The 18,336-nt window shown below is 63.5% G+C and carries 20 protein-coding genes and 1 pseudogene; 10 read left to right on the forward strand and 11 right to left on the reverse strand.

Features of this window, described 5'->3' with window-relative positions; genetic code table 11:
• Positions 1 to 21 precede the first annotated feature (21 nt).
• Genes KUO17_RS06410 through KUO17_RS26555 form a run of 3 tightly spaced genes read left to right on the forward strand, consistent with a single transcriptional unit; the run spans position 22 to position 2,236 of the window.
• Positions 22 to 819: a nucleotidyltransferase domain-containing protein gene (locus tag KUO17_RS06410; protein ID WP_217974355.1), complete on the forward strand. Its 798-nt coding sequence runs from the start codon at positions 22 to 24 to the stop codon at positions 817 to 819.
• Between the two features lie 28 nt (positions 820 to 847).
• A complete protein-coding gene (locus tag KUO17_RS06415) occupies positions 848 to 1,159 on the forward strand; it encodes a hypothetical protein (protein ID WP_217974357.1) in 312 nt (103 codons plus the stop codon).
• 3 nt (positions 1,160 to 1,162) lie between these two features.
• Complete coding sequence (locus KUO17_RS26555) at positions 1,163 to 2,236, forward strand: hypothetical protein (RefSeq protein WP_255263439.1); 1,074 nt, start codon at positions 1,163 to 1,165, stop codon at positions 2,234 to 2,236.
• Here KUO17_RS26555 and KUO17_RS06425 read toward each other — a convergent pair.
• Positions 2,166 to 3,071 carry a DMT family transporter gene (locus KUO17_RS06425; RefSeq protein WP_217974359.1) on the reverse strand — a complete coding sequence of 302 codons (906 nt, stop codon included), beginning with the start codon at positions 3,069 to 3,071 and terminating at the stop codon, positions 2,166 to 2,168. The genes KUO17_RS26555 and KUO17_RS06425 overlap by 71 nt on opposite strands.
• Positions 3,072 to 3,167: 96 nt before the next feature.
• Here KUO17_RS06425 and KUO17_RS06430 point away from each other — a divergent pair, with 96 nt between their 5' ends.
• From KUO17_RS06430 to KUO17_RS06440, 3 genes are all read left to right on the forward strand, one after another.
• Positions 3,168 to 4,055, forward strand: coding sequence for a LysR family transcriptional regulator (locus KUO17_RS06430; RefSeq protein ID WP_217974360.1), 888 nt, complete (start codon positions 3,168 to 3,170; stop codon positions 4,053 to 4,055).
• Between the two features lie 126 nt (positions 4,056 to 4,181).
• Positions 4,182 to 5,171: a response regulator gene (locus tag KUO17_RS06435; protein ID WP_217974362.1), complete on the forward strand. Its 990-nt coding sequence runs from the start codon at positions 4,182 to 4,184 to the stop codon at positions 5,169 to 5,171.
• 3 nt (positions 5,172 to 5,174) lie between these two features.
• Entirely contained in the window at positions 5,175 to 6,146 is a 972-nt protein-coding gene (locus KUO17_RS06440) for a GGDEF domain-containing protein (protein WP_217974364.1), read from the forward strand.
• On the opposite strand, the gene KUO17_RS27080 is transcribed toward KUO17_RS06440, so the two are convergent.
• Both KUO17_RS27080 and KUO17_RS27085 read right to left on the reverse strand, forming a co-directional pair.
• A complete protein-coding gene (locus tag KUO17_RS27080) occupies positions 6,143 to 6,673 on the reverse strand; it encodes a methyl-accepting chemotaxis protein (protein WP_425274832.1) in 531 nt (176 codons plus the stop codon). The two genes, KUO17_RS06440 and KUO17_RS27080, sit on opposite strands and share 4 nt — an antisense overlap.
• 15 nt (positions 6,674 to 6,688) lie before the next feature.
• Positions 6,689 to 7,462: pseudogene (locus KUO17_RS27085) on the reverse strand (PAS domain-containing protein); the annotation flags it as partial.
• A gap of 318 nt (positions 7,463 to 7,780) precedes the next feature.
• On the opposite strand from KUO17_RS27085, the gene KUO17_RS06450 reads away from it, so the two are divergent.
• The 4 genes from KUO17_RS06450 (at position 7,781) to KUO17_RS06465 (ending at position 10,470) form a co-directional block, all read left to right on the forward strand.
• Positions 7,781 to 8,332 carry an NADAR family protein gene (locus KUO17_RS06450; protein WP_217974368.1) on the forward strand — a complete coding sequence of 184 codons (552 nt, stop codon included), beginning with the start codon at positions 7,781 to 7,783 and terminating at the stop codon, positions 8,330 to 8,332.
• Positions 8,329 to 9,111 carry a hypothetical protein gene (locus KUO17_RS06455; protein WP_217974369.1) on the forward strand — a complete coding sequence of 261 codons (783 nt, stop codon included), beginning with the start codon at positions 8,329 to 8,331 and terminating at the stop codon, positions 9,109 to 9,111. The genes KUO17_RS06450 and KUO17_RS06455 overlap by 4 nt, the downstream gene beginning before the upstream one ends.
• Positions 9,112 to 9,200: 89 nt before the next feature.
• Positions 9,201 to 10,070 (forward strand): lipopolysaccharide kinase InaA family protein, encoded by an 870-nt coding sequence (locus KUO17_RS06460; RefSeq protein ID WP_217974371.1) that lies wholly within the window; start codon positions 9,201 to 9,203, stop codon positions 10,068 to 10,070.
• An 88-nt stretch (positions 10,071 to 10,158) separates the two neighbouring features.
• On the forward strand, positions 10,159 to 10,470 hold the full coding sequence (locus KUO17_RS06465; protein ID WP_217974373.1) for a hypothetical protein: 312 nt from the start codon (positions 10,159 to 10,161) through the stop codon (positions 10,468 to 10,470).
• A gap of 165 nt (positions 10,471 to 10,635) precedes the next feature.
• Here KUO17_RS06465 and KUO17_RS06470 read toward each other — a convergent pair whose 3' ends face one another.
• From KUO17_RS06470 to eat, 8 genes are all read right to left on the reverse strand, one after another.
• On the reverse strand, positions 10,636 to 11,346 hold the full coding sequence (locus tag KUO17_RS06470; RefSeq protein WP_217974375.1) for a LexA family transcriptional regulator: 711 nt from the start codon (positions 11,344 to 11,346) through the stop codon (positions 10,636 to 10,638).
• Positions 11,347 to 11,586: 240 nt separating this feature from the next.
• Positions 11,587 to 12,114: an inorganic diphosphatase gene (gene ppa, locus KUO17_RS06475; protein ID WP_163942685.1), complete on the reverse strand. Its 528-nt coding sequence runs from the start codon at positions 12,112 to 12,114 to the stop codon at positions 11,587 to 11,589.
• Between the two features lie 92 nt (positions 12,115 to 12,206).
• Positions 12,207 to 13,022, reverse strand: coding sequence for a M90 family metallopeptidase (locus KUO17_RS06480; protein ID WP_217974376.1), 816 nt, complete (start codon positions 13,020 to 13,022; stop codon positions 12,207 to 12,209).
• 8 nt (positions 13,023 to 13,030) lie between these two features.
• Positions 13,031 to 13,681, reverse strand: a complete 651-nt coding sequence (locus KUO17_RS06485) for a DedA family protein (protein WP_217974378.1) — start codon at positions 13,679 to 13,681, stop codon at positions 13,031 to 13,033.
• A gap of 268 nt (positions 13,682 to 13,949) precedes the next feature.
• The gene (locus KUO17_RS06490; protein WP_217974380.1) at positions 13,950 to 14,408 is read right to left on the reverse strand and encodes a GNAT family N-acetyltransferase; all 459 of its coding nucleotides are present in this window, start codon (positions 14,406 to 14,408) and stop codon (positions 13,950 to 13,952) included.
• Between the two features lie 108 nt (positions 14,409 to 14,516).
• Positions 14,517 to 15,344 (reverse strand): ethanolamine ammonia-lyase subunit EutC, encoded by an 828-nt coding sequence (gene eutC / locus KUO17_RS06495; protein WP_217974382.1) that lies wholly within the window; start codon positions 15,342 to 15,344, stop codon positions 14,517 to 14,519.
• 12 nt (positions 15,345 to 15,356) lie between these two features.
• Positions 15,357 to 16,751 carry an ethanolamine ammonia-lyase subunit EutB gene (locus KUO17_RS06500; RefSeq protein WP_217974384.1) on the reverse strand — a complete coding sequence of 465 codons (1,395 nt, stop codon included), beginning with the start codon at positions 16,749 to 16,751 and terminating at the stop codon, positions 15,357 to 15,359.
• Positions 16,752 to 16,797: 46 nt separating this feature from the next.
• A complete protein-coding gene (eat, locus tag KUO17_RS06505; RefSeq protein ID WP_217974386.1) occupies positions 16,798 to 18,246 on the reverse strand; it encodes an ethanolamine permease in 1,449 nt (482 codons plus the stop codon).
• Positions 18,247 to 18,336: the final 90 nt, after the last annotated feature.

Consider the following 18,336-nt stretch of genomic DNA (forward strand, 5'->3'; position numbering starts at 1 on the left):
AGATGAAACGAGGAGTCGAACATGGACATGGAAGACCGTCACCCCCTGCCCACCGCCATGCGCGAGTGGGTGCTTGATGAACTGCAACGCATCGAGCGCGAACACGATGTCAGCGTACTGTATGCCTGCGAATCCGGCAGCCGCGCCTGGGGCTTTGCCTCCACCGACAGCGACTTCGACGTGCGCTTCATCTACGTACAGCACCAGGACTGGTACCTGCGCATCGACGAGCCGCGCGACGTGATCGAGCGCCCGCTGACCGATGAGCTGGACATCAGTGGCTGGGAGCTGCGCAAGACCCTGCGCCTGCTGCGCAATGCCAACCCGACGCTGCTCGAATGGCTCGACTCGCCGCTGGTGTACCGTGCCGAGCCCGGTGTGCTCGCAGACTTGCGTGGGTTGGCCAGGCAGTTCCATTCGCCACAGGCCGCGTTCCATCATTACCTGTCGATGGCCAGGAAGAACTTTCGTGGCTACCTGCAGGGCGAAGAGGTGCGTTTCAAGAAGTACCTCTACGTGCTGCGCCCCTTGCTGGCGGTACGCTGGATCGAGCAGGGGCGCGGCATGCCACCGACAGCGTTCGCCACGCTGGTGGACGCAACGCTGGACGACCCGCTGCTGCTGGCCGAACTCGATGAGCTGCTGCGCCTCAAGCGCGATGCCTGCGAAGCCGACTACGGACCGCGTCGGATGCTGCTGCATGCCTTCATCGAGGGTGAGCTTGCGCGTGCGGCCAATGCCCCGGCGTTGCCGCGCCCCAGGGGCGATGTCCACCTGCTGGACGCCTACTTGCGTGATACTGTGCACCGTTTTTCCTAGGAGCCGGTATGAACAGGGAGGTTGCAGCATGTTGAACCTGCGTTTGGCGCAGCGTTGGGAGCGCCTGGGGGATGTCGGCGCGGACATCGGCGGCATGCTGCTGTTTGGCCTGATGGCCGGGTTGTTGGTGTGGGGCGCCTACGCCATGGCCTACCCGGAATATGGCTGCGTACGCATGGGCAAGGGCAACAGCGGCCCGCTCGAATGCAACCCGCGCACACTGCGCAACAATGCGGTTGGCCTGCTGCTGCTCGCTGGGGTCTGCGTCTGGCCGATTGCCTACATCCTGTGGGGATGGATAAAAAACATGGCCCGCCCACTGACACTGGACGAGGAGTAGCCCATGGCCGACAGCAAGTACGAGCGCCTGCCCCATGCAGGCGACTTCGAGCGCGAAGGCGGCACCGAGATCCTCTACCTCTCGCCTCTGCCGATCCCCACCGGCGTGCCGGCCTTCAGCAGCCGCAACCTGCACCGCGAAGCCAACGCGGTGTACCTGGACTTCGCCGTCGGCCAGGGCAATTTCGAGTTCATGGCGCGCTGCGGCATCGCCGCAGTGATGGGCGTGATCACCACCTTCATGCTCGCCGCCTTGCTCGGCGCGTGGGCGCGCCGCCATGTGTACCCGTTCTGGGGAACCTTCACCGACTTCATGGGCAACTGGTTCATGTGGAGCTTCATTGGCTGCCTGGCGTTGCTGTATGCGGTGATGTTCTGGCGGTTGGTGCGCGAGGTGTCGATCTACCCACCGATACGCTTCAACCGCGAGCGCCGCGAGGTGGCGTTCGTGCCCACCCGTGGCGCGGCACCGATCTTCGTGCCGTGGGAGTCGGTGATCGCCTGTGTCAGTGCGGGACGCACCGTTACCGAGTACGCGGTGCTGCCCGCCTTCAACCTGATGTTCTGCCTGCGCGAAGCCGACACCGGCAACCTGCTGTGGATCAACGTGCCGTGCGGCCAGCTGGGCCTGGCGGTTGCCGAGTGGGAGGCGATCCGGGTGTACATGGAAGAGGGCCCGGCAAGCCTGCCTGTGCCCCCTGAGGAGCAGTTCGAGGAAGGCACCGTGGCGTTCTTCCACATGGCCCGCGTAGGCTACCGCGACACCTTCCCGTGGTGGCAGCACTGGCTGGGGTTCCTGGCCGTGCAGGCCTTTGGTGGCTGGACCCTGCCGTGCCACATCTCGCAATGGGCCAACAACCGACCCAAGGCCGGCATACCCCGCGAGGTCAAGGCGTGGTCCAGGCCCTTGCCGCTCGAGCAGCATGCCAGGCCCAGCCCAGAGCTGCTGGCACAGAGCGAAGAAGTGAGCAAGGCGCTGCGCAGCGGCAAGACCCTGCTCGACTACTTCAAGGTGAAGTTTGGCGAGCCGGCAGCAACCCCGGACGAGGCGGCTCCCGAGTCAGCGCCAGTACGCTGAGGGTGACCACCAGCGCGCCGACAATCACCCACGGTGATGGCTGTTCGCCGAGCATCACGGCCGCGATCAGCATGGCGAATGCCGGAATCAGGTACTGCGCCATGCTCACCCGGGTGACCTCGCAATGGCGCAGTACCCAGGCCCAGGCCAGGTACGCCAGGGCGCTGGGGAACACCCCGAGGACCAGCACCGCGACGTTGGCCTGCACGGGGGCCTGGTGCACCGCATCGGCCAGCCCCGGCAGGTACACCAGCAGCAAGGCCGTGCCCGACCACACCGTGTAGCAGGTCATGGTCAGCGGGTCGTAGCGATGGCCGTGATGTTTCTGCAGGGTGAAGTAGATGCTCCACGACAGCGCCGCCAGCAGCACCAGCAGGCCGCGGGCATCGATGTGACCAACGCCGCGGTCGCCCGCCACCACGATCGCCGATCCCGTCATGCCCAGTAGCAGGCAGCCCCAGTGCCAGGTGCTGGCCCGTTGCTTGAGCACGAAATGCGCGATCAGCAGGCTGAACAGCGGGGTCGACTGGGCCAGCACGCTGGAGGCCCCGGCACTCACGCCGCGCTGGCCGTAGTTGATCGCGATGTGGTGCAGGCTGACTGCGAACAGGCCGAGCAACAGCAGCATCGGTATGTCCCTGAGGCGCGGCAGGGCGATGCGTCGTATCAGCGCAATCACCAGCAGGAACACCGATGCCACGACAAACCGCGCCAGCGCCAGCTGGGTGGGCGTGTAGCCCTGCAGGCCCAGCCGGATACCCGTGGGCGAGTACGCCCAGCACAGCAGCACGAAGCCGATTGCACAGGCGATCCTGAATGAAGTCGGGCGGGTCATTGCACTGATTCCAAAGGGGGGTGCGCTCAGTATCCGAAGCGCTACTGCTCACCACAATCGACTTATACTGAAGCTATCGTTCACTTTGGGTGATGTATGGAGCTGATGCAGATCCGCATGTTCAAGACCGTCTGCGACACCGGCAGCATTGCCCGCGCCGCCGAGGTGCTGCACTACGTGCCGTCGAATATCACCGCGCGGATCAAGGCGTTGGAGGCCGAGCTGGGCGTGCCGCTGTTCCATCGCCAGGGGCGCGGGCTGATGATCAGTGCCGCCGGCGAAACCTTCCTGCCCTATGCCACGCAGATGCTGGCCCTGGCCGAGGCGTCCAGGCAGGCGCTCAATCCGGCGTCAGCCCCCAGCGGGCGCTTGCGCATCGGTGCGATCGAGTCGTCGGCGAGCGGTCGCCTGCCTCGGTTTCTGGCGCAGTACCACGCGCGCTTTCCCCAGGTAACCCTGGAGCTGACCACCGGCACCTGGTCGCAGATGCTCGATGATGTGCGCCATCATCGGCTCGACGGGGCGATCGTCGCCGTTGATGTGGAGCGCCCGCAGTTGGTGCGTACCCTGATGTACAAGGAGGACCTGGTGCTGATCGGTGCGCCTTCGCTCGGGCCGCTGCGCAGTGCCGAGGACCTGGTGGGCAAGGCGCTGTTCATGTGGCCCGAGGGCTGCCCGTACCGGGCGACGCTGGAGCACTGGCTGCAGGAGCAGGGGCAGAAGCTGCCGATCGTCAGTATCGCCAGCTATGGTGCGATCGTCAGTTGCGTGAGCGCCGGCACCGGGGTGGCACTGGTGCCGCGTGGCATCTACGAGCAGTACCGCCACGGGGCCGGCTGGGTCGGGCATGAGTTTGCCGAGCTGACGGCCATCAGCAACCTGTTCTATTGGCACGAGGGGGCAGGGCGCCATCCTGCGCGCGAGGCGTTCGTGCAGATGCTGCGCGAAGGGCTGGCCCAAGGCGCAGGCGCTGTGAGCCGGTGAAGCCGGCACCGGCGCGCGTGCACCGCTCAATCCCAGGATTGCTTGGTTATTGCGCTGGCAGCATGTCATGATGCCATTACTTTTTATGGTGGTATTCAACAGGGCGAGCGCCGATCCGTGTCAACGATGTCCTTGCTGGTCTGTGATGACTCCATGGTGGCGCGCAAGCAGGTGCTGCGCGCGCTGCCCGATGGCTGGCAGGTGTCTGTCACCGAGGCCGGTGATGGTCTCCAGGCGATGCAGGCGATACGCCAGGGGCTTGGTCAGGTGGTGCTGCTCGACCTGACCATGCCGCTGATGGACGGCTATCAGGTGCTGGGTGCGCTGCGTGACGAAGGGCTGGATGCACAGGTCATCGTGATCTCGGGGGATGTGCAGGACGAGGCGCTGCGCCGGGTTCGCGCGCTGGGCGCACTGGCGTTTCTGAAGAAGCCGTTCGATCGGGTTGAACTGCGCCAGGTGTTGCGCCAGGTCGGGTTGTTCGATGGCCCCGACGTGGCGCCGCAGCCGCGCTCGGCGACGGCGAGCGCGGCCATCGATTTTCGCGAGGTGTTCAGTGAAACGGTCAACGTTGCCATTGGCCAGGCGGCAGCCCTGATCGCCAAGGTGCTGGGTGTATTCGTGCAATTGCCGGTGCCCAGCGTGAACCTGTTCGAGGTCGGTGAACTGCACATGGCTCTGACTGACGCCAGCCATAGCCAGCGCCTTACGGCCATTTGCCAGGGTTTTATCGGCAGCGGTATCTCGGGCGAAGCCCTGCTGATGTTCCACGACTCGGAAATCGCCGACATGGCGAAACTGATACGCCACCAGAGCATCGAGTACTCGGACATGGAGATGCTGCTGGACTTCTCCAGTGTGCTGATCGGCGCCTGCCTGAGCAGCATCGCCAACCAGATCGACGTGGTGTTTTCCCAGGGCCATCCGCAGATCCTCGGCCAGCACGGCACCATCGACGAGCTGATCAAGGTGAATGCGCAGCGCTGGAAGAAGACCCTGGCGGTGGAGATCAGCTACAGCCTGGAAGGGCACGACATTCGTTTCGATCTGCTGCTGTTGTTCACTGAAGACTCGATCGAGCGCTTGACCCATAAACTCGTCTACCTGATGAACTGAGCCATGCGCGACCCGACCGACCTGAAGGAATTTCACTGGCTGTTGAGCATCGTGCAGAGCATCGACGTGGGTGTGGTGGTGCTTGATCGCGACTACCGCGTGCAGGTGTGGAATACCTTCATGGAAAACCGCTCCGGGGTGCAGCCCCGTGACGCCTGCAACCAGTGTTTTTTCAGCCTGTTTCCTGAGATAGACCGCGAGTGGTTCAGCCACAAGGTGGACAGCGTCGCGACGCTCGGCACGCCGGCGTTCACCATCTGGGAGCAACGGCCTTACCTGGTGCGGTTCAAGAACTACCAGCCGATCACCGGTCAGGCCGACTTCATGTACCAGAACACCACCTTGCTGGCACTGCGCTCGACCGACAGCGAGATTCGCCAGGTTTGCCTGGTGATCTATGACGTGACCGACGTTGCCACCAACCGGCATCAGTTGCAGGCGGCCAATGCGCAGTTGCAGTTGCTCTCCAGTACCGATGGCCTGACCGGGCTGTACAACCGCGGGCACTGGGAGCACAGCCTGCAGATGGCGCACGCACGCACCCTGCGTTACGGCAACCCCACCAGCCTGGTGATGCTCGACATCGACCACTTCAAACGGGTCAACGATAACTATGGCCACCAGGCGGGTGACGAGGTCATCAGGCAGGTCGCCAGGCTGGTGCGCGAGCAGGTGCGCGACAGTGATGTGGCCGGGCGTTACGGCGGTGAAGAGTTCGGCGTGGTGCTGCCGGACACCGACAGGGCGGGCGCGCGGGTATTTGCCGAGCGCTTGCGCCAGGCGGCCGAGGACCTGGACGTGGTGCATGAAGGGCAGCGTATCCGTTTCACCCTCAGCCTGGGAGTGGCCGACATGAGCCAGCCTCCGAGCACGCACGTCGAGCTGATCGCCTGGGCCGACCAGGCCCTGTATGCGTCCAAGCATGCCGGGCGCAATCGTGTGACACTGCATGAGCCTGCCCGGGACAGCGCCTAGTTCAACTGCAGGGTCGCGTTGAACTGGCCGATGGCCTCGATCATGTGCTGCGAGCCCTGCTGGATTTCCACGATCATCTCCCCGGCCTGGGTGGCCAGTGCCACGCCGTGTTGGGTACGGCTCAGGCTGGACTGCATGCTGGTGACGGCGCCCTGGGCCAGGGCCTGGTTTGTGCTCACCACGTCGGTGATCTGCAGGGTGGCCTGGCTGGTGCGTGCCGCCAGACTGCGCACTTCGTCGGCCACCACGGCGAAGCCGCGACCCTGCTCGCCGGCTCGCGCGGCTTCGATGGCGGCGTTGAGGGCCAGCAGGTTGGTCTGGTCGGCGATGGCGCGAATGGTCTGCACGATGGCGGCAATCACATCCGACTGTTCACTGACGGCATTGAGGTTGAGCGCCGCCTCGTTCAGGTCGGTGGAGATGGTCTCGATGATCTGCACGGCCTGCTGCACGACCTGCGAACCTTCCCGGGCACAGGCGTCGTTCTGCACCGAGGTGGCATGCGCCGACTCGGCGGCGCTGCGCATGGCGCTCACCTGGGCGCTGATATCGCTGGCGAACTTGACCACTTTGCACAGGCGGCCATGGGCATCGAAGATCGGGTTGTACGAGGCTTCGAGGTAGACCAGGCGGCCGTGCCGATCAACCCGCTCGAAGCGGCGTGAATGGTATTCGCCCCGGTTGAGCGAGGCCCAGAATGCCTTGTAGGCCGCCGACCGGGTTTCGCTGGGCAGGCAGAACAGGCTGTGATGCTGACCGACTATGTCGCTGAGGGAGTAGTGCAGGGTGTTGAGGAAATTCTCGTTGGCGGTGATCACCGTGCCGTCCAGGGAGAACTCGATCACCGCCATGGAGCGGCTCAGGGCATTCACCAGGCCTTCGATCGCGTGCTCCTTGTTCACGCGCGCGGTGATGTCGGTGGCGATCGTGATGACGCGGCGTACCTGCGTGTCCGGGTCGATGACCGGCACATAGCTGGCCTGTAGCCAGACCTCGTGCCCGTTGCTGGCGATACGCAGGAAGGTGCCGCTGTTGGGGATGCCGCGGCCGAGGTCGATCCAGAACTGCCGGTAGCCTTCGCTGTGGGCATGGTCTGGCGGGCACAGCAGGCGGTGATGCTGGCCCCGCAGTTGTTCGAGGGAGTAGCCGAACGCGCTGCACAAGTGCGGGTTGGCGTCGAGGATTATGCCGTGCTGGTCAAACTCGATCATGGCCATGCAATGATTGATGGCGGCGAGCTTGGCCTGAGCGTCGGCCAGAGATACACCCAGGGTGGATAGCTGGGCCAGAAGAGTTTTTTGGCGTCGTTTGAACATTGGAGGGTGCTACCGTCTGCGATATTTTTCGGTGGCCGGGCGTAGCTGCAGGTGCGTCGACCCGCTCCCGGCGACGATCGCGCGCAGCGTACTGCCGCGCCGGTTGTGGCGAGGGAGTTTAGGCAGGCCCAGGCGGGATTTACACAAACATTGGGTTCAGCCTTGGCCGGTAAAGCGCGACAGGTATTACAGGTCGTTCCTGTATCCAGTGTGCGAATTGTGTGTAGAGATGTCGGACGAGATGTTGATCTACACGGTAGTATTCGGGGTTTGTGAAACGGGCCGGCAGTGCTATGTCGGTTTGAAGAGGACGCGTGTGTGAACGACTCACAGTTTGTTGAAGACCTGGTGCGCCGCTACAAGGCGGGCGAAAAATTCAAGTACGTATTTTTCTGGGGGCATCAGGTCAGCAAGAAGGGGCTGACGGCCGCCTGTTTCAGCCAGTGGTACACGGCGCCGTTCGACGTGGACGGGCACCGGTACGTGTCGGCCGAGCATTACATGATGGCCGAGAAGGCGGCGCTGTTTGGCGACGCGCCGATGCGGGCGCGGATCATTGAGGCGCGTGCCCCTAATGCGGCCAAGGCGCTGGGCCGCCAGGTGCGTGGGTTTGATGAGGCGCGCTGGGCGCAGGAGCGGTTTGCGATCGTGATGAGGGCGAACCAGGCCAAGTTTGCGCAGAATGCCGAGCTGGGGGCGTTCTTGCGGGCGACGGGGGAGCGGGTGATTGTCGAGGCCAGCCCGGTGGACCGGGTGTGGGGGATCGGCTTGGCGCAGGATGACGAAAGGGCGAGCAGGCCGGATCGGTGGCGGGGCCTGAATCTGTTGGGGTTTGTCCTGATGCAGGTGCGCGCCGAGTGTCAGGCATGAGCAGCCCGAGCTGGGAGCAGTTGTGCGCACTGTTCGAACATCCTCGCAGTGCCAGGGTGCGTACGGCTCACGCCGAGCTGCTGGCCAGCTACCCGAGCGAGCTCAGCGGTTATGGCGTTGACGACGATTATCTGAGCGTCTTCCAGGCCGTGTTCCAGCTGCTTGTGGAGGGCCGGGAGGGTATTTTCTCGCTGTTGGAGAGCCTGGTTGAACGACTGGGCCCCGACATCCTGCAGGTCGAATTCGACGACGATTATGAAACGGCAATCGTTCGCTTCGACGGGCGTGAAGTCGTTTTTCATTGTCCAGGCCTTCATTACGAGACATTCAGCACCGACATGCAGACGTTGCAGGACCTCATGGCGGGCCGCTATGTGTTTCGCGTGTTCTACGATGGCGGCGTTGGCGATGCATGGCCGTTGCTCATGGTTCCTGCGAGCCTTTGGCTCAAGGCTGAACAGCGCTATGGCGACGCTCGGTTGTCCAGCTGCCTGATTGCGTTTGGCAGCGAGGTTGCACTGGATCAACCTTTTGATCCAGAGCGCCGCTGGCGAGCGCCTCGTCGCAGGTTTGACCTTTCGCGTCTGCGAATCCCCCTGGCGTTGACGTTTTTCATCGCAGTGGTGGCGGTGTTGGTCAATGGTTACATCGACCTGAGCGTGGCGAAGGCACCGTCCGTTCCTGCGTGCGAGCGCATGGGCAACGCGTTCGCGCAACTGCCGGCAGCGCAAGCGCAAGCCATGGCTGAGGACATGCGCCGCAGGGGGCTGTGCGAGTAGCCCTTTTGAATGAGTGCCGGTTGCCGGAGCGTTTCCAATGCCGTGCCGCCGAATAATCAAAGGCAGGGAGACCTGTCGCAGGAGCAGTGATGCGTCACCTCAGAAACTTGATCAGCCCCCTTTCCACGCAGTGCATCGAGGGCGTGACGTTTCACTTCGATCCGCAGTATCAGGATGAACTGGCTACCCTGGTGCAGCGCTTCATGCTTGCACCTGAAACTCACAAACCTCTGGACGTGCCGGAGCAGACCCGAGGGGTGTTCTTGCTTGAGGGCGAGCGCAAGTGGGTGCTCAAGCACAATCGACTGTTGCACTGGAAGAAGCAGCTGCAGAACTACCTGGGCATTAAACGGACCTTTGGCCTGCATGACCTCACGAACGAGTTCATCAACCTTGCGCATGTCTCGGCCAAGTCTGCAGCGGTGCCGCGTGTGGCTGCATTCGGTCATCGGTCGCGCTTTCCGTTTTTGACGCAGGAGTATCTGCTGGTGGGCTTCTTCGATGAGCACTGCAGTGTCGATGAGCGATTGAGTGCCCAGCCGTCAGACGCACGGGCGCTGCTGCCTCAGGTATTTCAACTGTTCGCGCAGATGCTGGACGATGGTTTTGTGCATATGGACCCTCATCCGAAAAATATCCTGATTGCGCCCGATGGGCGCCTGCGCCTGATTGATTTCGAGTGCTGTGCGCATTCGGTGATTGATCGCGACTTCAGCCTGGGCTTTCTGATGGGGTATTTCTATCACTACTGGATCCAGCGCTACGTGGCGCTGGACGATTACCGGGAGTACTGCGCGAGCTATCTGGCCAGTGAGCAGCCTGACCTGAACCGCGCGGTGTTTGAGCCGGTTTTCGAGCGTTTTATCGGCAGGAAGGTTTCGCGCACGACGCGTTACAGCATTTTCACCGATGCCAGGGCGCAGGCCGCGTTCAAGTTGGCGCCGCAGACGCATCGGTGAGTGGGGGCTGCAGAGGTTGGGGCTGGAGCGTTTTTGAAGCAGGCCGATCGTAACGTTTCGATGAGTCCGAGCGAGGGGCGTTACGTGGATGCGTGCAACATTGGCAGCCCAGCGCCTCAACCTTCACCAGGGGCTGAACATGACGCATGAACACCTGTTGCTGCTCGTGCTGATTCCCGAGCGTGTCGCGGCGCGGGTATTGATCGTGACCTCGCTTCGCCCAGCCCCCCAGCAGCGGCAACTCAAACAGACGGCGGTGCACGCTGTTGCCAACGTTTGGGGCAATGCATGGGGTGGCGACGGTGGACCAGGCGGGAGCCCCGTAAATCAAAGGTTGCAGGCATTAAAAAGCCGGCTTGTGGCCGGCTTCTCGGGGACAGTCTTGGCTGACTTTTGGTAAGCCGCAACCGCCTTCAAATCGTTGTCCGGCGCTGGGGCCGGGAGTGGCTGAGGCCGTGTGGTGCCTCGCCACGCCCACAGGATGCTGCTGCAACCCGGGCTAAATGTGCCGCGTAGCATACTGGGAATGGCTCGCAATGCCCAGCAAAAAATGCCCGGCGACGGCTCAACGCGGGCGGTCATCGCGTAAATGTGCCCACCAGAATACCCAGCCCAGTACCTCCAGGTGCTGGCTCTTGAGCTGTGACTGGCTAAAGGTTTCGCTCGGGTACTCATCACTGTCATGGCTGTGCAGGCGCAACGCACCATTCGGGCGCTCGCCCAACGTGTGCACGCGCAAGCGACCATTGTGCAGCAGGGCATACACCTCGCCATCCACCACGCGGGTCAGGCTGCGGTCGACCGCCAGGGTCGCACCGTACTGCAGCATCGGATTCATGTTGTAGTCCGGCATGCACAGGCAGAAGGCCTGCGTCGCATCCACCCCCAGTCGATCCAGCGCGCTGCGCGGCAAGCGCAGGTGGCGATCAGGGATCGCGGCGAACGGTAACGGCTGGGCCCGGTAGAACGGCAGCAGCACATCCTGCTCGCCATGCGCCGCCAATACGCTGTGGTCCGGCGCCTGCAGCGCCACGTCACCACGGCTTCGGCTGATCCGCGGCACCGGATTATGGTGCTTGGGCCCCTCGCCCGTGCGCAGCCAGCGCGAGCGCACGCACAGCAACTCGGCCAGCTCGTCCAGGCGGGCCATCGGCACACCCCGCTGGAACCAGTTGTTCACATGCTGCGGCGTCACACCGCGCTGGGCAGCAAAGTCGGACGCAGTCAGGTTGCATTCGCGCAGGAGCGCTTTCAAACGATCACCAGATGTATTCATGGTGATTGAGTTTAGTGAGGGAAATGAAGGGTTTATATAAACATTGGGTTGAAGTGTTTCGGCGTGGAGGAGGGTGGGATTACAGGTTGCTCCGTTGGGTTTGTAGGAAAATTCAGAGCTTGTGCGCTGAGGTCATGCGTTCGCCGGCAAGGCCGGCTCCAGCAGGGTGCCGTGCGGGTCTGCGTTTATTTCAGGCAACAAAAAGCCCCGCATGGCGGGGCTTCTCTTCAAGCGCAGTGTTTAGCCTTTGTAGGCGGCAACCGACTTGGTGATCTCGGCACGGGCCGCTTCAGCGTCACCCCAGCCTTCGATCTTGACCCACTTGCCTTTCTCCAGGTCCTTGTAGTTCTCGAAGAAGTGCTTGATCTGCTCCAGCAGCAGCGCCGGCAGGTCGGTGTACTCCTTGACGTCGACGTACAGCTGCGACAGCTTGTCGTGCGGTACCGCGATGACCTTGGCGTCGCCGCCGCCGTCGTCGGTCATGTGCAGGATGCCGACCGGGCGGGCGCGGATCACCGAGCCAGGTGCAACCGGGTACGGGGTCACAACCAGCACGTCCAGCGGATCACCATCATCGGCCAGGGTGTTGGGGATGAAGCCGTAGTTGGCCGGGTAGAACATCGGGGTGGCCATGAAACGGTCCACGAACAGGCAATCGCTGTCCTTGTCGATCTCGTACTTGATCGGCGCGTGGTTGGCTGGAATCTCGATGGCGACGTAGATGTCGTTCGGCAGGTCTTTGCCAGCCGGAATCTTGCTGTAGCTCATTGGGCATTGCCCCCATGTTTGGCCAAAAATTGGTCGCGATTATAGGCACATTCCGTAACGCTTGCCACGCCCGGCCAGATGCCCGGCGCTGGTCAATTGGTCGCGTCCTGATAGTGCGGATGGCTACGTTGCAGTTGTTGCAGGCGCGCCAGTGGGTCCTGGCGGTAAAACGCGCTCAGTTGCGCATACACCGCAGGGTAGGCCTGCACCAGCAGGTCGGGGGCGCTGAAGAAGTATTCGCTGGTGACGGCAAAGAACTCGGCCGGGTTTTCCGCTGCGTACGGGTCGATGGCGGTGTCGGCGTCGGGGTTGCGGTCGAGCTGGCGGTTGAGGTCGTCAAAAGCCTGCTGCATGGCGTGCGCCCAGTCGGCCACACGCATGCTGTCGTGCAGGGGCGGCAGGCCGTTGGCATCGCCGTTGAGCATGTCGAGCTTGTGCGCCAGCTCGTGGATCACCAGGTTGTAACCTTCCCAGCCACCACTGGCCAGCACCCCCGGCCAGGCCAGAATAACCGGGCCCTGCTGCCAGGCCTCGCCGCTGTGCTCGCCATCCCACTCGTGCTCCACGCCGCTGGCGTCGCGATGGCGCTGGGGGCTGACGAAATCGTCGGGGTACAGCACGATTTCGTGAAAGCCCTGATACCAGTTCAGCTCGCCCAGGTGCAGCAGTGGCAGTTGTGCCTGGGCCGCCAGGTGCAGGCGTTGTTCGGCATCGGGCTCGACACCGGGCAGGGCCGTGAGGTGCTTTTGCTGGAGGAACAGAATGCAGGCTTCACGCAGCCACTGCTCTTCGCCCTCGGTGATGCCATCGAGCATCGGCAACCCCTGGCGCACCCGTTGCCACAGCTCGGGCTCTATGGGATAGCGGGCGAGTGTGCGACGGCGACGCCAGGCGCTCAGGCTCCACATGGTGACGCTCAGTGCACCTTGGCCTGGCTGCGCCCCATGCGGCTGCGCACCAGGCCGATGATCATCGGCACCAGTGACAGCACGATGATCGCGACGATCATCAGCGACAGGTTGGACTTGATGAACGGCACGTTGCCGAAGAAATACCCCAGCGATACCAGGCCACATACCCACAGGATGGTGCCGGCGATGCTGAACGCCAGAAAGCGCGGGTAGACCATTTTCGCCAGGCCCGCGACGAACGGGGCGAAGGTACGCAGGATCGGCAGGAAGCGCGCCAGGGTCACGGTCTTGCCGCCATGGCGCTCGTAGAAGTCGTGGGTCTGCTTGAGGTAGTCGCGACGGAAGATTTTTGAATTGGGATCGCGGAACAATCGCTCGCCGGCCGTCCTGCCCACCACATAGTTGGTGCTGTCGCCCAGTATCGCGGCGGCCATCAGCAGCCCGCACAGCAGCACCGGGTCCATGCCGCCACCGGCCGCCACGGCGCCGGCGATGAACAGCAGCGAATCACCGGGCAGGAAGGGCATCACCACCAGGCCCGTCTCGCAGAAGATCACCAGAAACAGGATGGCGTAGATCCACGGACCGTAATTGTTGACCAGCAAATCGAGGTAGGTATCGAGATGCAGAATGAGGTCCAGCGGGTTGAAATCCATGTACGGCACCTTGTGTTCAAGACCCGCGGCTGCGGGCATGCGAGGACTGACAGTGCGAATGCGTGCAGCCGTTACCCGGGGCAGGGGTAAAATTTCACACAAATTGAAGGGCCGCATTATACGGGCATGGCGCGATTATGGCGGAGCAGTTTGTAGCGGCGGATTTCGGGGGGAGTGAAAGGGCGGGTGTGCAGCGTTCGCCGGCAAGGCTGGCTCCTGCACGAGGCCGCACGGCCTTGCAGGAGCCAACCTGCCGGCGAAGGGGCCGTCAGTCGGAATTGATCGGCAGGATGTAGTTCTTGAACTCGGTGTCTTCCCGAAACCCGATCGATTCGTAGGTGCGCATGGCCACCTCGTTGTCGGCACTGGTCGACACCCGCAGGCGCACGGCATTGGTTTCCTTGGCCAGCCGTTTGGCTTCGCGCATCAGGTGGTCGGCAACCAGCATGCGCCGCGAGTCTTCGGCCACGTAGATGTCGTTGAGGATCCATACGCGCTTGAGCGACAGCGAGGAAAAGCTCGGGTACAGCTGGCAGAAACCCATCAACTTGCTGTCGTCATCGTCCGGCAAGGCCAGGTAGATGATCGACTCGCCGCGCTCCAGGCGTTTTTCCAGGAACGAGCGGGTGGAATCCGGGTAGGGCAGTTGCCCATAGAATTCACGGTACTTGACGAACAGCGGAGCGAGCATGTCCAGATGCTCAAGGGTTGCTTTGATGATTCGCATAAGCAGGCCTCGGGGTCCATGGGAGTGGCGGCGAATCTCGGGCAGCCGTCACCCCAGATGCTGCCTAAAGCGCGTGGAAAGCGCAATCCGCTAAAAAGTAGTCCCTTCTCAGTCATTGCTGAGTAGGAAGTTTCCGCTTTTAGCGGTGTCTGCGTCTGAATCCAGCGTCTGCACCTGTGCTTCGTCCTTCAGGTTGACCCCTGACAACTGGCGGCGGCAGGCTTCGCGCATCAGGTACAGCAGCCGGTGGGCGGCCATGCCGTAGCTAAGACCTTCAAGGCGTACGTTGGAGATGCAGTTGCGGTAGGCGTCGGTGAGGCCCACCTTCGGGTTGTAGGTGAAGTACAGCCCCAGGCTGTCGGGTGAACTCAGCCCAGGGCGCTCGCCGATCAGAATCACGCTCATGCGCGCGCCCAGCAGTTGGCCCACTTCGTCGGCCACCGCCACGCGACCTTGCTCCACCAGCAGTACCGGCGCGGTGGACCAGCCCTCGGCGCCGATGTGTTCTTCCAGGCGGTTCAGAAAGGGCACGGCATGTCGGTGCACCGCCAGCGCCGAGAGGCCGTCGGCGACGATGATCGCCAGGTCCACGCCGCCCGGGTTGGCCTGGGCATGCTCGCGCAGTTGCTGCGCCGAATCCTCGTGCAGGCGACGGCCCAGGTCCGGGCGTTGCAGGTAGTTGTGGCGGTCGCTGGCGGCGCTGTGCAGCAACAGGCTGTCGCGCCCGCGTTCCCGCAGTTGCTCGCGCAGGCCGGTGTGGTCGAAGGCCAGGTGCACGGCATCGCGCGCCTGTGCATGGGCAGACTGGAAGTCCAGTTGCGCACGGGTCGGCAGGCTGGTACCGGTGCGCCCCAGGGCGATGCGCGCCGGGGTCAGGCGGCGCAGGTCGAGCCAGGGATTGTCGCTGTTGTCATACTGCGTCGGTTGCTTGTCCATGGTGTGGCTCGCTTATCCCAGTTGCGCCAAAGCCTGGCGAAAGGCCGGCGGCAGGTCGTTGCCGAAACGCACCCGGCCATCGGCCTGGGTGAAGATGCCCATGCGCGCCAGCCAGCCCTCGAACTCCGGCGCCGGCTTCAACCCCAGGGTCTGGCGCGCATACAGCGCGTCGTGGAACGAGGTGGTCTGGTAGTTGAGCATGATGTCGTCGGAGCCGGGGATGCCCATGATGAAGTTGATCCCGGCCACCCCGAGCAGGGTCAGCAGGGTGTCCATGTCGTCCTGGTCGGCTTCGGCATGGTTGGTGTAGCAGATGTCGCAGCCCATCGGCACGCCCAGCAGCTTGCCGCAGAAGTGGTCCTCGAGACCGGCGCGGATGATCTGCTTGCCGTTGTAGAGGTACTCCGGGCCGATGAAGCCGACCACGGTGTTGACCAGGAACGGCTTGAAGTGCCGGGCCACGGCGTAGGCGCGGGTTTCGCAGGTCTGCTGGTCGACGCCATGGTGGGCGTTGGCCGACAGCGCGCTGCCCTGGCCGGTCTCGAAGTACATCAGGTTCTGCCCCAGGGTGCCGCGGTTCAGGCTCAGGCCCGCGTCGTAGCCTTCCTGCAGCACGTTGAGGTTGATGCCGAAGCTGGCGTTGGCCGCCTCGGTGCCGGCAATCGACTGGAACACCAGGTCCAGCGGCACGCCGCGGTTGATCGCCTCGATCGAGGTGGTGACGTGGGTAAGCACGCAGGCCTGGGTGGGGATGTCGTAGCGCTGGATGATTGCGTCGAGCATCTCCAGCAGGGCGCAGATCGACGAGAGGCTGTCGGTGGCCGGGTTGATGCCGATCATCGCGTCGCCGTTGCCGTACAGCAGGCCGTCGAGAATGCTTGCGGCGATACCGGCCGGCTCGTCGGTGGGGTGGTTGGGTTGCAGGCGGGTCGACAGGCGCCCGCGCAGGCCCAGGGTGCCGCGAAAGCGGGTGACCACGCGAATCTTCTGCGCCACCAGCACCAGGTCCTGCACGCGCATGATCTTCGACACTGCCGCGGCCATCTCCGGCGTCAGGCCGGGGGCCAGGGCGCGCAGGCTGTGCTCGTCGGCCTGCTCGCTCAGCAGCCAGTCGCGAAAGCCGCCGACGGTCAGGTGGCTGACCGGGGCGAAGGCCTGTCTGTCGTGGGTATCGATGATCAGCCGGGTGACTTCATCGTCTTCGTAGGGGATCAACGCTTCGCTCAGAAAATGCGCGAGCGGGATATCCGCCAGCGCCATCTGCGCGGCCACCCGCTCGGCATCGTTGCTGGCAGCAACACCTGCGAGAAAATCCCCCGAGCGCGCCGGGCTGGCCTTGGCCATCACCTCTTTGAGGCTGTCGAAGCGGTAGGTCTGGGTGCCCACCGCGTGTACAAAACTGCTCATGTGCAATCTCCAGGGCGCCGCAGGCCTGGCCTGCGGCGCGGGGCGGTCAATGCAAGGCTTCTTCGGCCTTCTGGATCGCGGCAAACTCCTCCTCCGGGGTGCCGGCCACCAGGTGATGGCGGCTGTAGAACGCAAAGTACGCGATCAGCACGCCATAGATGATCGCGGCGCCCACCACCACCCGCGGGTCGACCAGAAAACCTGCAACCACTGCGATGCACGCCAGCACCAGGGCCACGCCCGAGGTGAAGATACCGCCCGGGGTACGGTACGGCCGCTCCATTTTGGGGCGTTTGATGCGCAGGGTGATGTGCGCGGCCATCATCAGTACATAAGACAGCGTAGCGCCGAATACCGCCACCAGGATCAGCAGGTCACCCTGGCCGGTCAGCGACAGCGCGAAACCGATGATGCCGGGGATGATCAGCGCCAGTACCGGGGCCTTGCTCTTGTTGGTCTGCGAGAGTTTGCGCGGCAGGTAGCCGGCGCGCGACAAGGCGAAGATCTGCCGCGAATAGGCGTAGATGATCGAGAAGAAGCTGGCGATCAGGCCGGCCAGGCCGACCAGGTTGACGAAACCGCCCATCCAGGTCGAGCCGCCATAGGCCTTGGCCAGCGCTTCGACCAGCGGGTTGCCCGAGCTTTTCAGGGCTTCGGCTCCCGCACCGCCCGGGCCCACCACCAGAATCAGCAGGGCGAACGCCAGCAGCACCAGCATTGCGCCGATCAGGCCGCGGGGCAGGTCGCGCTTGGGGTTCTTGGTTTCTTCGGCGGCCAGCGGTACGCCTTCGACCGCAAGGAAGAACCAGATTGCATAAGGGATCGCGGCCCACACGCCCACGTAGCCGAATGGCAGGAAGCTGCTGGCGCCGACCGCATCGGTCTTGGCGATGTCGAACAGGTTGTTCGAATCGAAGTGCGGCACCATCGCGATCAGGAACACCGCCAGGGCAATGGCGGCCACCGCGGTGATGATGAACATCAGCTTGAGCGCTTCGCCCACGCCGAAGATGTGGATGCCGATGAAGATGATGTAGAACGCGAGGTAGATCACCCAGCCGCCGATGCCGAACAGCGACTCGCAGTAGGCGCCGATGAACACCGCGATCGCGGCGGGCGCGATGGCGTATTCGATGAGGATCGCGGTGCCGGTCAGAAACCCGCCCCAGGGTCCGAACGCGCTGCGCGCGAAGCCGTAGCCACCGCCGGCGGTGGGGATCATCGAGGACAGTTCGGCCAGCGAGAAGCACATGCACAGGTACATCGTGGCCATCAGCAATGTGGCCAGGAACATGCCGCCCCAGCCGCCCTGGGCCAGGCCGAAGTTCCAGCCGGCGTAGTCACCGGAAATCACGTATGCAACGCCCAGCCCCACCAGCAGCACCCAGCCGGCCGCGCCCTTTTTCAGTTCGCGTTGCTGGAAGTACTCGGAGCCGACCTTTTCGAAATCAACGGAGTTGCCTGCCGGCGTGTTGCCGGAATGATCGCTTGGCATAGGGTTCACCTGTTCTTTTTCTAGTCACCGGCGGATGCCGGCCTGTGGTGATGGTCTTGCAGGAAGCGAGCCAGCGCGGTTCCCGGCCGG

The sequence above is a fragment of the Pseudomonas aegrilactucae genome (assembly GCF_019168305.1).
Lineage (GTDB): Bacteria > Pseudomonadota > Gammaproteobacteria > Pseudomonadales > Pseudomonadaceae > Aquipseudomonas > Aquipseudomonas aegrilactucae.